The organism is Janthinobacterium algoris (genome assembly GCF_051380935.1).
Taxonomy (GTDB): domain Bacteria; phylum Pseudomonadota; class Gammaproteobacteria; order Burkholderiales; family Burkholderiaceae_D; genus Janthinobacterium.
In genome coordinates this window covers 61,596-76,594 of record NZ_JBNYXZ010000009.1, presented here as the reverse complement: position 1 = coordinate 76,594, position 14,999 = coordinate 61,596, and the positions used below count along the sequence as shown (strand labels likewise).

The 14,999-nt window shown below is 61.2% G+C and carries 10 protein-coding genes; 5 read left to right on the top strand and 5 right to left on the bottom strand.

The window, feature by feature from the left end; all coding sequences use genetic code 11:
• Positions 1-4 precede the first annotated feature (4 nt).
• Complete coding sequence (locus ACQ4W7_RS14930; RefSeq protein ID WP_436531440.1) at positions 5-3,583, top strand: ABC transporter permease/M1 family aminopeptidase; 3,579 nt, start codon at positions 5-7, stop codon at positions 3,581-3,583.
• A 61-nt stretch (positions 3,584-3,644) separates the two neighbouring features.
• On the opposite strand, the gene ACQ4W7_RS14925 is transcribed toward ACQ4W7_RS14930, so the two are convergent.
• The 4 genes from ACQ4W7_RS14925 to ACQ4W7_RS14910 all read right to left on the bottom strand — a co-directional run bounded on the left by ACQ4W7_RS14925 (position 3,645) and on the right by ACQ4W7_RS14910 (position 7,378).
• Positions 3,645-4,028: a hypothetical protein gene (locus ACQ4W7_RS14925; protein ID WP_436531438.1), complete on the bottom strand. Its 384-nt coding sequence runs from the start codon at positions 4,026-4,028 to the stop codon at positions 3,645-3,647.
• Positions 4,029-4,198: 170 nt separating this feature from the next.
• Positions 4,199-5,662: a catalase gene (locus tag ACQ4W7_RS14920; protein WP_436531436.1), complete on the bottom strand. Its 1,464-nt coding sequence runs from the start codon at positions 5,660-5,662 to the stop codon at positions 4,199-4,201.
• 93 nt (positions 5,663-5,755) lie between these two features.
• On the bottom strand, positions 5,756-6,418 hold the full coding sequence (locus ACQ4W7_RS14915; protein ID WP_436531434.1) for a DsbA family protein: 663 nt from the start codon (positions 6,416-6,418) through the stop codon (positions 5,756-5,758).
• A gap of 90 nt (positions 6,419-6,508) precedes the next feature.
• Positions 6,509-7,378 (bottom strand): MBL fold metallo-hydrolase, encoded by an 870-nt coding sequence (locus ACQ4W7_RS14910; protein WP_436531432.1) that lies wholly within the window; start codon positions 7,376-7,378, stop codon positions 6,509-6,511.
• A 288-nt stretch (positions 7,379-7,666) separates the two neighbouring features.
• Here ACQ4W7_RS14910 and ACQ4W7_RS14905 point away from each other — a divergent pair, with 288 nt between their 5' ends.
• The 4 genes from ACQ4W7_RS14905 (at position 7,667) to ACQ4W7_RS14890 (ending at position 11,879) form a co-directional block, all read left to right on the top strand.
• Positions 7,667-9,118 (top strand): alkaline phosphatase, encoded by a 1,452-nt coding sequence (locus tag ACQ4W7_RS14905; RefSeq protein ID WP_436531430.1) that lies wholly within the window; start codon positions 7,667-7,669, stop codon positions 9,116-9,118.
• A gap of 29 nt (positions 9,119-9,147) precedes the next feature.
• Positions 9,148-10,587: an alkaline phosphatase gene (locus ACQ4W7_RS14900; RefSeq protein WP_436531428.1), complete on the top strand. Its 1,440-nt coding sequence runs from the start codon at positions 9,148-9,150 to the stop codon at positions 10,585-10,587.
• Between the two features lie 78 nt (positions 10,588-10,665).
• Positions 10,666-11,403 (top strand): hypothetical protein, encoded by a 738-nt coding sequence (locus tag ACQ4W7_RS14895; protein WP_426074633.1) that lies wholly within the window; start codon positions 10,666-10,668, stop codon positions 11,401-11,403.
• A gap of 77 nt (positions 11,404-11,480) precedes the next feature.
• Positions 11,481-11,879, top strand: a complete 399-nt coding sequence (locus tag ACQ4W7_RS14890) for a carboxymuconolactone decarboxylase family protein (RefSeq protein ID WP_436531426.1) — start codon at positions 11,481-11,483, stop codon at positions 11,877-11,879.
• Between the two features lie 73 nt (positions 11,880-11,952).
• Here the strand turns inward: ACQ4W7_RS14890 and ACQ4W7_RS14885 are convergent, their stop codons facing one another.
• The gene (locus tag ACQ4W7_RS14885; protein WP_426074631.1) at positions 11,953-14,628 is read right to left on the bottom strand and encodes a DNA topoisomerase III; all 2,676 of its coding nucleotides are present in this window, start codon (positions 14,626-14,628) and stop codon (positions 11,953-11,955) included.
• Positions 14,629-14,999 lie beyond the last annotated feature (371 nt).

Below are 14,999 nucleotides of genomic sequence, written 5' to 3'. Positions count from 1 at the left end.
AGCCATGTTTGCCATCGCCCGCTTTGAAGCGCGACAGCGGCTCAAGCTGCTGTCCACCTGGGTGTATTTCGTCATGTTTTTGGCGCTGGCCATGCTGTGGATGGCCGCCGCCGGCGGCGTCCTCAAGGAAGCGAGCATCAGTTTCGGCGGCAAGTTCCTGATCAACGCACCGCGCTCGCTGGCGTTCACGTGCAGCCTGCTGGGCTGCTTCGGCGCCGTGGTGGTGGCCGCCATGATGGGCCGCTCGGTGCAGCAGGATTTCGAATACGGCATGCAGCACTTCTTCTTCAGCGCGCCGATCACAAAATACCAGTATGTATTTGGCCGCTTCCTCGGCGCCTACCTGGTGCTGGCGGTGGTGTTTTCCAGCATCGTGATCGGTGCCTGGCTGGGCGCCTGGCTGCCCGGCATCGACCCGGAACGGCTGGGGCCGCAACGCGCGCTGGCCTACCTGATGCCGTATGTGTTTACCCTGCTGCCGAACCTGTTCATCTTTGGCGCCATCTTCTTCGTCATCGCCGCCCTGACGCGGCGCATGCTGCCTGTGTACATCAGCTCGGTAGTCATGCTGATCGGCTACCTGGTGGCGCCCTCGCTGGCGCGCGACCTCGACTACAAGACCCTGGCCGCCCTGATCGACCCCTTCGGCACGACGGCGCTGATACGCCTGACGGAATACTGGCCGAACGCGGAGCGCAACACGCGCCTGGTGACGTTAGAGGGCGTGTACCTGCTGAACCGCGCCATCTGGTCGGGCTTCGCCCTGGTGGCCTTGCTGCTCGGTTACTGGCGCTTCCAGTTCCACGCCACGACGGACGCGGGCGCCAGCAAGCGCCGCAGCGAGGGTGACGTGCCGCTGCGCCTGTCGAACGCCTCACTGTCCACGCAAGAAGCGCCGGACTTCGCGCAGCGCAATCTGGCCGCCCTGCTGGTCAAGATGAGCTGGCTGAACCTGCGCGAAACCATCAAGAACATCTATTTTGTCGTCATCGTGCTGGCCGGCGTGCTGACCATGTATGGCGGCGCGCTCGACATGGGTTCCATGTATGGCACAAATACCTATCCGGTAACGGAAAAGGTGCTGGACATGGTCAGCGCATCGTTCGCCCTGTTCATGCTGATCATTACCACCTTCTACGCGGGCGAACTGGTATGGCGCGAGCGCGAGGCGGGTACGCACTTGATGCTCGACGCCCTACCCGTGCCGAACTGGCTGCCCCTGCTGTCGAAACTGTTTGCGCTGATCGGCCTGCAGGCACTGCTGAGCCTGGTCATCATGCTATGCGGTATGTCGATCCAGGTCTTCAAGGGCTATTACCGCCTCGACCCCGGCCTGTACGTGGAATCGCTGTTCCTGTCGCACCTGCCGCATTACGCGCTGATCGCCGTGCTGGCCATCTTTTTGCAGGTATTGATCAATCACAAGTACCTGGCATATTTCGCCATGATTCTGTACCACATCGCCAGCATCAGCTTTTCCTCGCTGGGCCTGGGCGACCCGCTGCTGCTGTACGGCAACACGCCGGACTTCGTGTATTCGGCCATGAACGGCGCCGGCCACTATGTGTTGCGCGAGCGCTGGTACTTGCTGTACTGGAGCGGCGCGGCCGTCATGCTGACGGTACTGTCCTTGCTGTTCTGGCCGCGCGGCGCGCAGGACAGCTGGCGCATCCGCCTGCGCCTGGCGCGCCACGGCCTGACGCAAGGCGTGCTGGCCAGTTTTGCCGGCGGCGCCCTGATCTTCGTCGGCGCCGGCGCCGTGCTGTTCTACGTCTTCCACGTGGCCAACGATTACAAATCCGACTACGCCCGCGATGCGGACCGCGCCAGTATCGAGCGCCAGTACCGCAAGTTTGCCGCCACGCCACAGCCGAGAATCACCGACGTGAAACTCGACGTGGCCATCTACCCGGCGCAGCGCACCCTGGCCGTCACGGGCCGCTATGTGCTGCAAAACAAGACCAGTCTGCCGATCAGCCACATTTTTGTGCAGCAAGACCCCACGTCCACCATACGGCTGCGTTTCGATGCGCGCGTGCATCCCGGCCTCGATGACGGCAAGCTGGGCTTTTACAGCTACCGCCTGGCCGCGCCGCTGGCGCCGGGCGCCAGCCTGGGCCTCGATTTCGACATTTCCTATGCGCCACGCGGCATCTTCGGCCTGGGCCAGGACACGCCCGTGGTGGCCAACGGCACCTTCTTCACGAATGCCGTGCTGCCGCATATCGGCTACCAGCCGCAGCTGGAATTGACGGACCCGCGCGACCGCAAGAAACACGGCTTGCCCGCGCGCGAACGGGCCTTGCCGCGCGACGATGCACGGGGGCTGGCCGACAATTACGTCAGCAACGACGCCGACCGCATCAACTTTGACGCCACCGTCAGCACCGTCGACGGCCAGACGGCCATCGCGCCGGGCATGCTCGACAACGACTGGATCGCCAAGGGCCGCCATTACTTCCATTACACGATGGAGCAGCCGATCCTGAATTTCTACGCGTTCCAGTCGGCCCGCTACGCCGTCAGGCACGAGCGCTGGCAAGACGTGGCCATCGACGTGTATTACCATCCTGGCCATGAATACAATCTCGATCGTTTCGTGCGCGGCAGCAAGGAAGCACTCGAGTACTACACGAAAAACTTCGGCCCCTACCAGCACAAGGTCTTGCGCATCGTCGAGTTTCCCCGCTACGCCACCTTTGCGCAATCGTTCCCGAATACGATTCCGTACTCGGAAGGCCTGGGCTTCATCGCCAAGGTGGACGACAAGAATCCGAAAGACATCGACTATCCGTTCTACATCACCGCGCATGAAGTGGCGCACCAGTGGTGGGCGCATCAATTGGTCGGCGGCAACACACGGGGCGCCACCGTGCTCAGCGAAACCCTGGCCGAATATTCGGCCCTGATGGTGATGAAAAAAACCGTGGGGCCGGCCAAGATGCGCCGCTTCCTGCGCTATGACTTGAATCAATACCTGATGGGTCGCAGCGAAGAACGCAAGAAAGAACTGCCGCTGGCCGAGAATGAAAACCAGGCCTACATCCATTACCACAAGGGCAGCCTGGCCATGTACTTGCTGCAAGACATCATCGGCGAAGACAAGGTCAACGGCGTGCTGCGCGAGCTGCTCAAGACCCATGGCCAGAAAGGCCCGCCGTACGCCAGCGTGACGGCGCTGATTACCGGCTTGCGCCAAGTCACGCCGCCCGAGCAGGCATACTTGATCGACGATCTGTTCGAGAAAATCGTGCTGTTCGACAACCGCGCCCTGTCGGCCACGGCCACGAAACGCAGCGATGGCAAATACGTCGTCACCCTCAAGGTGCAGGCGAGCAAATTGACGGCAGGTGAACAGGGAGAGGAACACGACGCGCCCCTGCGCGACTGGATCGAGATCGGCGTCGACGACGCGAATGGCCATCCGCTGCTGCGCGAACGCCTGCGCATGACGGCGCGTGAAGCGAACTACACCGTCATCCTCAGCAGCCGACCAGGCAAGGCGGGGATCGATCCAGACAACAAGCTGATCGACCGCAAGCCCGATGACAATATGGTCACCGTCGAGCTCGAAGAACCGTGACGAAAAATGGCCGCCCTGAACAGGCGGCCATTTTTCTCTGCATCCACGTCAGGCCCAGCTATCAGGTTGCGGCGGAGCGCGTCACCAGACTCAGGCTAATGCCCATTTCCGTCAGATGCTGCATGTCGGTCAGGGTCAGGTCCAGCGGCGCGTCGACCGTGTCGTCGCCATTCAACTCCAGTTGCAACTCGGCCACGATGCGCGGCATGGTGAATGTGACGCCGCGCGAGCGGCATTCGGCCAGGTAGCTGCGTATGCGTGAGGGCAACACTTGCGCTTTGGACGCCTGCGCGATCAGTACGTCGAAGCCGGAATCGACATGCACGCGGCCAGCGCCCTTCGACTCGCCCTTGCGCCATTGCCGTTCCGGATCGGTGGGCAAGACTTCTAGGATAGATTTGAGCGTGGGGTCGTCCCCATGCACCGACAGCTTCACCATATTCATATTACAAGACTTTCTAGTCAGGACGCCGCCAGGACGACGATGCGATCATCAGACCGACAAGTCTACGCAGGGAAGACAAATATGTCCATACGGCAATATTTATTATCACCCTCTAATTTGTGCCACATCAACAACAGGCGGAACAAGCTTGTTCCGCCTGCAACACACAATTACAGCGCCACGGCGCGTGCCTGCAAGGCTGCCCGCACGCCGGCGCCGTAGGCCGGGTCGGCCTGGTCGAAGTGCGCCAGCTGACGCTGCAAGGTGTCCGCGCGCACCTGGCTCAAAGGACCGGCAAGGTTGTCGAACAGGTTCTGTTTCGCCTGGACAGACATCAGACGGAACAAATTGCCGGCCTGCGTGTAATCGTCTTCCGCAGCGCGCCCATCGTAGCGCGCCGCGCCGCCATCGAGTGCCAGCGCCCCCTCGCCATGGCCCAGGCCTTGCGGCTGCGTGCCTGCCGCCGCCACGTTCGCGTAGTTCTGCGCCGCGCCGTCATTGCGGATGGCCATGCTGCCGTCGCGCTGCTGGTTATGGAAGGGGCAGCGGGCCGCATTCACGGGCAGATGCTGGTGGTTCGTGCCGACCCGGTACAGCTGGGCGTCGTGGTAGGCGAACAGCCGACCTTGCAGCATCTTGTCCGGAGAGTATCCCATGCCCGGCACGGCGTTGGCCGGCGAAAAGGCTGCCTGCTCGACTTCCGCGTGGTAATTGGTCGGGTTGCGGTTCAGCTCGAAAATACCCACCGGTAACAGCGGGAAGTCCGCGTGCGGCCACACTTTCGTCAGGTCGAACGGGTTCCAGCCCGTGCGCTGCTCCCATGCATCGAGTTGCTCCTGCGTCGCCACCTGCAGCTTGACTTCCCACTGAGGAAAATCACCGCGCTCGATGGCGCCGAACAGGTCGCGCTGGGCGTAATCGGGATCGGCACCTGCCAGGCGGCCCGCTTCCGCCGCCGGCAGATTCCTGATGCCCTGGCGCGTCTTGAAATGCCATTTCACGTACACGCGCTGGCCATCGGCATTGATCAGGCTATACGCGTGGCTGCCGAAGCCGTCCATGTGGCGGTAACCGTCCGGCGTGCCGCGGTCCGAGAACAGCATGGTGACCTGGTGCAGGCTTTCCGGTGCATGGCTCCAGAAGTCGAACATCATTTCGGCCGATTTCAAATTGCTTTGCGGATCGCGCTTTTGCGTGTGGACAAAGTCGGGGAATTTGATCGGGTCCTTGATGAAGAACATGGGCGTGTTGTTGCCGACCAAATCCCAATTGCCTTCTTCCGTATAGAAGCGTACGGCGAAGCCGCGCGGGTCGCGTTCCGTATCAGCACTGCCGCGTTCGCCACCAACGGTGGAAAAGCGCGCGAAGGTCGCCGTCTGCTTGCCCACTTCGGCAAACAATCTGGCCTTGGTATAACGCGAGATATCGTGCGTCACGGTAAAAGTGCCGTAGGCACCCGAGCCTTTTGCGTGCACCACGCGCTCGGGAATGCGCTCACGGTTGAAATGCTGGAGTTTTTCGATCAGGTGGAAGTCTTGCAGCAGCAGCGGGCCGCGGGGACCGGCGCTGAGGGAATTCTGGTTGTCGGCGACGGGGATGCCCGAGGCGGTACTGAATGGCGGCTGTTGGCGCATGGCTGCTTTTCCTTCGTTGTTGACTAATAGAAGCAGTGTAACGAGGTCAACAACAAAGGAAAAGCTAATTGATTTTATCGAATCGATAGTTATTTACAATGAACAACCGTGGGCGTCGCATACGCCGCCCAGTTGCGCCTGCAACTTCGCCGGCTGCCCCAAAAAGCTTCCGATATCGATCACGGACAACTTGCCGCTGCCGTCGTCGAGCACGAATGTGGGAAAGCCCTGCCCGCCCACCTGCGCCAGCAAGGCGCGGCTGGCATCGATATGCTGCTGCGTGGCGACGCCGGCCTGCCGCGCATATTCCGTTTGGAATGCAGCACCATCCATGCCCAGCTCTTGCGCCAGCGCCAGCAGCACCGGCAGGTCGGCGATGCGCATGCCGTCCACGTAATGGGCGCGCTGCACGCGCTGCAGCATGTCCAGCCCTTTGCCGGCCAGCATGTCAGCCGCCAGGATGGCCGTGATCGGCGGCTCGGAATCCATCATGGCCGTGGTGTCGTTGAGCAAACCATTCACGTAGGCGTCGCCGAAGGGCTGGCCAGACAATTGCTCGATGCGCCGGTCATGCGGCAGCACATAGCCGCGCCATTCGGGCGTGATCTGGCGGCGATTGCTGCCCGTCATCATGCCGCCGCCGTGCAACGCCACCGTCAGGCCGGGCACGGCGCGCGCCGCCTCGACCAGCGGCGCGGCGCCGTAGCACCAGCCGCACAGGGGATCAAAAATGTAGTGCAATGTAGGGTTGGCCATGTTGGCTCCTTGATTCTTGAATTCGTTGCATTCAACCCCGCGCGGCCCGTGCAGGCCCCGCGCGGCAGTTTTTACCACCTAACCACCCACTTACCACTTCATCTCGCCCTTGGCCACCTTGGCGCTGGTTTCCAGCGCACCATCGAGGCCCAGCTTCGGATAGCGCATTTTCATCGTCTCGATCAAGGCGGCCGAATTGGCGGCCTTGGCCGTTTCCGCTTCAAACGTCACCAGGTAGTCGCGCGTAAAGCCGATGCTGTCGGGCGTCAGGCTGGAACCCACCTTGAAGTGGCCCGGCACGACGGTGACGGGTTTCAGTGCGGCAATGCCATCAAGCGTCTTGAGCCAGTCCTGGCGCGATTGCGCGCTTTGCGTATCGGCTGTCCACACGTGCAAGTTGCCAAACAGCACCACGCCACCGACGACAGCTTTGATCGATGGAATCCACACGTAGGTGCGCGATGGCGTCGGGCCGGCGATGTCCAGCGACCGGCCTTCCAGGGCGATGCGCTTGCCCGTCAACGCTTCGGGAATGACGATGCTGTGCGGCGCATTGTCTTTCAGGATCGGTCCCCAGTAGGCGACCTTGGCATCGGCCTTGCGACGGATTTCCGCAACCGTTTCCAAAGTGGCAACTATTTTCGCCTGCGGGAACGCTGCCTTGATCACGTCGAGGCCAAAGTAAAAATCGGGATCGCTGTGGCTGATGTACACCGTCGTCAGTTTCTTGCCGCTGGCGCGGATTTTTTCCACCAGCTTTTGCGCTTCGGCGCGCGAAAACTGTGCATCGATCAGCACGGCATCATGCTTGCCCGCGACCAGCACGGAAGCGACGGGGAAGATGGCCGCTTCGCCCGGGTTGAACACGTCCAGGGTCAAGGGGGCGCTGGCGGCAGCCGAGGCGGCGCCGGCGGCAAACAGGGTGGAAACAAGAACGCTGCTGATGGATTTGGAGAACATGCTGTGCCTTCACAAAATGATGGGGATGCATGCATCTTACGTTGCTTAATCCGGTAGAAAAACCCAAGAATCCGCAATAGTTTGTTGCTTGATTCGACGCAATCGTCGATTCCATCGAAAGCTGGCAAACACGGCACCGTGCACTCTTCCACCGGGGAGGTGCGCTGAAACAACACGGCAGCGCACGCGCATCAACATATCAAATGTGCCACAGGGTCACAGGGTCATGATGGCGTCACATTAGATTGTTATCTTGCTAGCTCTTTCAAACCTAGCCGGATGAACCACATGACACGCAGAAAAATTTCCGTCGCTGGCTGCAGCGTCGCCATCACCCTGATGCTGGCCGCCTGCGGCAGCGACGCCAAAAAAGAAGAGATAGTGGCTGAAGCGCCGCCGAAAAACGTCATCTTCTTCCTCGGCGATGGCATGGGCCTGACCACCATGACGGCCGCGCGCATCTATTCGGTAGGCGAAGACGGTGCGCTGACCATGGACACGCTGCCGGAAACGGCCTTCGTCAAGACCTTCTCGAACGATGCGCAAGTCACCGACAGCGCGCCATCGATGGCCGCCTACATGACGGGCGTCAAGATGAACAATGAAGTCATTTCCATGTCGGCCAACACGCTCGCCATCGATCCGGGCAAGGATGCCAACGGCAACAAGCTGGTCAACAAATGCGGCACCGGCAACGGCACCCCCGCCACCACTTTGCTGGAACTGGCCAAAGCCAAGGGCTACGCGGCCGGCGTCGTCAGCACGGCGCGCGTGACGCACGCCACGCCGGCGGCCACCTACTCGCACATCTGCCACCGCGACCTGGAAAACGATATCGCTGCGGCCCTCGTGCCAGGCGGTACCGGCTACAACAGCGCCCTGGGCACCACCGGCCTGGAAGTGGTGCTCGGTGGCGGCGCGCAATTCTTCAAGCCGTTCAAGGACGGCGGCAAGCGTTCCGACGACCGCGATCTGGTGGCCGAGCTGAAAGCGAAGAGCTACACCGTCGCCAACAACGCCACCGACTTCAAGGCCGTCGATGCGGCCAAGACGGAGCGCCTGTTCGGCGTGTTCACCTCCAGCCACATGAGCTACGACCTGGACCGCGATGCGGCCAAGGAACCTAGCCTGGCGGAAATGACCACCAAGGCCATGGATGTATTGGCCAGGAACAAGAAGGGTTATTTCCTGATGGTCGAAGGCGGCCGCATCGACCATGCGCTGCACGAAACCACGGCCAAGAAGGCCCTGCAAGACACCGTCGCGTTCGATAACGCCATCAAGGCCGCCATCGAAAAAGCCAAGCTTACCGACCCGACCCTGGCCAATACCCTGATCGTCGTCACGGCCGACCATGACCACACCCTGGTGCTGAACGGCTACGCCAAGCGCACCGGCAAGACGGCTGCCGGCAACCCTGGCGTGCTGGGCGTGGTGAAGAACTACGTCACCGGCGCGGTCGAGAAAGACCTGGACGGCGCACCGTACTCGATCATCGGCTTCGGCAATGGCGAAAAGCGCACGCAATCGAGCCGCGCCGCCATGGCCAGCCTCGATGAAACCGTCACCAGCGCCAATGATTACCATCAGGAAGCGGTGATCCGCACCGCGGTCGGCAATGAAACCCACGGCGGCACCGACGTCTTCCTGGGCGCCATCGGCAAGGGCTCGGAAACCTTCCTGGGCACCATCGACAACACCACAGTATTCGGCCTGGTCAAGACCGCCGGCGGTCTGTAATCACCAAGAGACAAGAATTGGACAAGCACATGAAATTCACCTTGAAACCCGTTGCATCGAAACCCGCCACACTGAAATCGGCCCTGAAACTCTCCTTGCTGACCACGCTCGTGGCCGCCAGCGTCGCCAGCGCCTACGCCGCCGACGCCAAGAACGTCATCTTCTTCCTCGGCGACGGCATGGGTCCTTCCGTCGTGACGGCAGCGCGCATCTTCAAGTACAAGGAAGAGGGCAGCCTGAACATGGACAAGCTGGAACGCACGGCGCGCATCAAGACGTTCTCGAACGATGCGCAAACGACAGACAGCGCCCCATCGATGGCCGCCTACATGACCGGCGTCAAGATGAACAATGAAGTCATCTCGATGGCGCAAGACACCATCGCCAAGGAACCCGGCCGCGACGCCAACGGCAACCTGGGCGTGGACAACTGCCCGGCCGGCGGCAAGAGCGTGCCCACCATCCTGGAACTGGCGAAGGCCAAGGGCAAGGCCGTGGGCGCCATCACCACCACGGAACTGACGCATGCCACGCCGGCGACCACCTTCTCGCACATCTGCAATCGCAATGCGCAGTACGCCATCGCCGCGCAAACGGCGCCAGGCGGCACCGGCTACAACACGGCCCTGGGCGACGGCGTGGACGTGCTGATGGGTGGCGGACGCAACCACTTCACGCCATGGTCCGCCAGCAACAAGGGCGGCCGTGCCGACGGCCGCAACCTGCTGGCCGAATTCGCGGCCAAGGGCTACACCGTGGCCGCCAACAAGGCGGAAATGGCAGCCGCACCGAGCGGCAAGAAATTCATCGGCTTGTACAGCGCGAAGAGCCACCTGGAATATGAACTGGACCGCACCGCCACGCCACCGCTGGGCGAAGGCGCGACCCAGCCTAGCCTGTCGGAAATGACGCTGAAAGCCATCGACCTGCTGTCGAAAAACAACGCTGGCTACTTCCTGATGGTCGAAGGCGGGCGTATCGACCACGCCTTGCACGGCATCAACGCCAAGCGCGCGCTGACGGACACCATCGCCTTCGACGACGCCATCAAGGCGGCCATCGACAAGGTCAGGGAAACCGATCCGAAGCTGGAAAACACCCTGATCGTCGTCACGGCCGACCACGACCACACGCTGGCGTTCAACGGCTACGGCAAGCGCGGCAACCCTATCCTCGACATCAACCGCGGCTACAAGGATAACCAGCCAAGCAAGGATGAAGACGGCAATACCTACACCACCCTAGTGTTCGGCAACGGCCCGAACCGCCCTGACCTGCGCACCAACGTCGACAGCGCCACGGCCCTGGCCGACAACTACAAGCAAGAAACAGGCGTGCGCCTGGCCAGCGAAACCCACGGCGGCGGCGACGTCAAGCTGCTGGCCACGGGTGCCGGCGCCAAGGCATTCAAGGGCACGCTGGACAACACCAAGGTATTTGACTTGCTGAAGGCGGCATTCGGCTTCTGATCTGCATCAACACGGTAACCCCACCGGGGCGGATGGCAGTTTTGCCCTCCGCCCCCTTTGCACGATAAAGGCAACACCATGAAATCGACCCTGATCGCCGTGCTCCTCGCCGCCGGCTTTGCCGCCGGCGCGCAAGCCGCTCCCGCAACACCTTCCGCTCCCGCCGACCTGGATCTGGGCATCACCTATTACAGCCGCGTGCTGACGCCGGAAGGCGTAACGCGCGAGAGCCGCTACGAGGAAAAAATGCTGCGCCGCCCCGGCCACGTGTGGGTCGAGCGCGTGCTGGCGCCGGCCACCGACGCGCACGCGGGCCACAGCCATGGCGAGCACAAGAAGGTGACGTTGAAAACGTCGACTGCGGCCACGCAGCATGAGCACAAGCACTTCAATCCCGTGCTGATTCCCCGCCACGTGATGCTGGAAAAGAACACCGTGCGCGTGGAATACATCGATGCACACGACAAGATCGTCGTCTCCATCCCCAAGGCCGAATACGAAAACGTCAATTTCGACGGTTCCTGGGAAAACAGTTTTTATTTGCTGGACCCGAAACTGGTGGCCGCCATGCCGCTGTCGAAACAGGCATCGAGCGTGACGGGCGCGCGCTGGCGCGAAGTGGAAAAAAATGGCGTGTTCCAGCGCATCCTGTGGGATGAGCAAAAGCAGATTCCCCTGGTCATCGAAAGCGGCGACCGCGCGAACACCTTCTATCGCCGGGTCGACGTCAAGCTGCAGCCGACCGTCAGCAAGGCACAGCCGTGGGCCAATCTGCAAAACTACGCGCAGCGCGAGTATTCGGACTATCTCGACTAAGAACGAGGCTAGTTCCGCACTTGACCACCCCATGCCCGCTCGCTAGTATCGACAAGGTACAGCAACGGGAGTGCGGCATGGATGAACAATTAGAAAATGGTTTGCGCATGCGCAAACACGTGATGGGTGACGCCTTTGTCGAGCGCGCCTTCGCCCAGGTCGACGCTTTTACGGCGCCCTTGCAGGACTTCGTCACGCGCAACGCCTGGGGCACGACCTGGTGCCGCGACGGCCTGGATTTAAAAACGCGCAGCCTGGCGACGATTGCCATGCTGACGGCCCTGGGCCGCGCCCAGGAGCTGCGCGGTCACGTGCGCGGCGCCATCAACAATGGCGCATCGATGCAGGAAATCCAGGAAGTGCTGCTGCACGCGGCCGTGTATTGCGGCATGCCGCTGGCCATCGACGCCTTCCGCTCGGCGCATGAAGTGCTCAAGGAAATGGGGCTGGCGACACCGGCCACGCCGCCAGGCTGAGCATTGATGCGTACAATCGGGACGTAAAAAAAGCCAGGGAGCGATCCCTGGCTTTCGTCTGGCTGGCGCCGGATTACTCCGCTGCCGCCGCCTTCTTCGCCGGCGCCTTCTTGGCGGCCGGCTTTTTCACAGCCGCAGCCTTCTTGGCCGGTGCTTTCTTCACGGCCGCCTTCTTGAGCGCCGGTTTCTTCGCTGGCGCCGCGCCCTCTTCGCCTTCCACCTCAGTGGCTGCCGCCTTGGGCTTGGCTACCGCCTTGGCGCCCGGCTTGGCCTTGCGTTCTTCAAACTCGAAGCTCACCTTGCCATCCTTGCCGCGCACGAGGAAAGCCTTGAACGGGCGACGGGTACGCTGCGAAACAAAGCCCGGCAACAAGTCCGTCTTGCCATCGTTAAGCAGTTTCGCCATTTGTTCCGGCAAGATTTCCTGCTGCAAGATAATGCGGCCGCTGCGGAAGTCGCACGTCTTCGGCTTGGCCATGCTGTGTTCGCACACATAGGCCAGGCCCATTTCATACACGCCGGCGTTGCACTTGGGGCAAGGTCCCACGGGCGTCTGGCCCGTGAAATCGACGCCTTCGCCATCTTCGCTTTCGTCGTTCTGGCCGAAATCGAATTCCAGCTTGAAATTCGTGATCTCTTCATCGCGCACGATGCGCAGGATGGCGGCGAACGGACGGCCCATCTTCGAGCGGAAGCCTTGCAGCGGGCCAATGGTGCGGTCCTTCAGCAATTGCTCCACTTCGGCGATTTCGAACTGGCGCGAACCCGGCGTCTTGCTCATCGAGAATTCGCACTTGGTGCAGGCGAAACGGCGGTAGTTTTCCTTCACCACGCCGCTGCAATTCGGGCAGGGCGTTTCCAGCGTGGCGTAGTCGCCGGGAATCGTGTCGTTATCGTATTCCTTGGCGCGCTTGACGATGATTTGCGTCATCTGCGCGATTTCACGCATGAATTCTTCGCGCGAAATCTTGCCTTTTTCCATCTGCGACAGCTTGTATTCCCACTCGCCCGTCAGCTCCGGCGCCGTCAATTCATTGACGCCCAGGCCTTTGAGCAACGTCATCAGCTGCGACGCCTTGGCTGTCGGGATCAGTTCGCGGCCTTCGCGTATCAAATAGCGTTCCGTCAGCAAGCCCTCGATGGTGGCCGCGCGCGTCGCTGGCGTGCCCAAGCCCTTGCCGGCCATCGCATCGCGCAGCTCGTCGTCGTCGATCAGCTTGCCGGCGCCTTCCATGGCCGACAGCAAGGTCGCCTCCGTAAAGCGCGCAGGCGGCTTGGTGACCAGGCCGTTGGCGTTGACGCTTTCCGTCTGCACTTTTTCGCCCTTGGCGACGGGCACCAGGTTGCCGTTGCCATTGCTTTCCTTGTCGGCATCCGTCGACGCTTCCTTGCCATAAATAGCCAGCCAGCCCGGATTGGTCATGACCTTGCCTTCAGTCTTGAACTGATGGCCCGACACTTCCGTGTAACGCGTGGTGACCTGGAATTCCGCAGGCGGGAAGAACACGGCCATGAAGCGGCGCGTGACCAGGTCGTACAATTTTTGTTCCGGCTCGGACAGGTTCTTTGGCGCGATCGTCGTCGGGATAATCGCGAAGTGATCCGAGATCTTCGTGTTGTCGAAGATGCGCTTGTTCGGCTTGACCCAGCCCTTGTCGACGATCTGCTTGGCGAACTGGTGGTAGTTGCTGTTTTCCTTGACCGTTTCCAGCGCCTGCAGCACGGTCGGGATGTAGTCTTCCGGCAGGTGGCGCGAATCGGTACGCGGATACGTCAGCACCTTGTGTTTTTCGTACAGCGCCTGGGCCAGACCCAGGGTGTTCTTGGCGGAGAAGCCGAAACGCGAGTTCGCTTCGCGCTGCAAACTGGTCAGGTCGAACAGGCCCGGCGCCATCGAGGTGGTCGGTTTCGATTCTTCCGTGACGATGCCTTGGCGGCCGCGGCAGGCGGTGGCGATCGAGTCGGCAGCCGTCTTGCTCCACAGGCGCTCGGCGCGCTTCTCGGGATCGTTTTCGTCCTTCTTGAACTTCGTGTCGAGCCAGCGGCCTTCATAAATGCCGGCCGCGCAGACGAATTCGGCGCGCACTTCCCAGAAGTCGCGCGGCACGAATTTTTTGATCTTGTCTTCGCGTTCAACCACGATCGAGAGCGTTGGCGTTTGCACGCGGCCCACGGTGGTCAGATAGAAGCCGCCTTCTTTCGAATTAAACGCCGTCATGGCACGCGTGCCATTGATGCCGATCAACCAATCGGCTTCCGAACGGCAGCGGGCCGCGTCCGCCAGCGGCAGCATTTCTTCATCGCTGCGCAGGTGCGAGAAACCGTCGCGGATGGCGCCCGGCGTCATCGACTGCAGCCACAATCGCTTGACCGGTTGCTTGGCTTTCGCGTTTTGCGCGATCAGGCGGAAAATCAGCTCGCCTTCGCGCCCCGCATCGCATGCGTTGATAAGGGTGGTGACGTCTTTACGTTTGATCAGCTTGTTTAATACTTTGAGGCGCGCTTCCGTCTTAGGGATCGGGTTCAGCGCGAAATACGGTGGAATCATCGGCAAGTGCGCGAAACTCCATTTGCCGCGCTTCACGTCGAATTCTTCCGGCACGGCGATCTCCAGCAAGTGGCCGACCGCCGACGACAGGACGTATTCATCCGATTCAAAGTACTCATCGTGCTTGGTGAAGCCGCCAAGCGTCTTCGCGATATCGTTCGCGACAGAAGGCTTCTCGGCGATGATGAGGGTTTTTGTCATATTTTTTAGTCTCGAAAAATGCTCTAGGATAGTTTCAGCATGCGCATCATACAGTGCATTGCCAGGCGCCGACGCTTTTGTCTGCGCAAGGCCTTGTGACTTGTGGTCTTGTCAAGCGGCCAATGATAAGCGCCTATTGAAGAATTCGGCAAGTTATCTGCAAGCAAGAATGCGCAGGCGCAAACACGATGGACTAGCGGGCGCGCTGGTGCAGTACATAGTAAAGGGGATGGCGCGGCAGCGGTGCCAAGATTGGGCCAACGGCTGCGTGGCAGCCAGCAAGACAGCATAAAAATGTTCAGGGCAAGGCGCAGCGTTGCAGCCAGTACGCTAGTACGCTAGTACGCTAGTACGGCAAGACGCTGTAACGC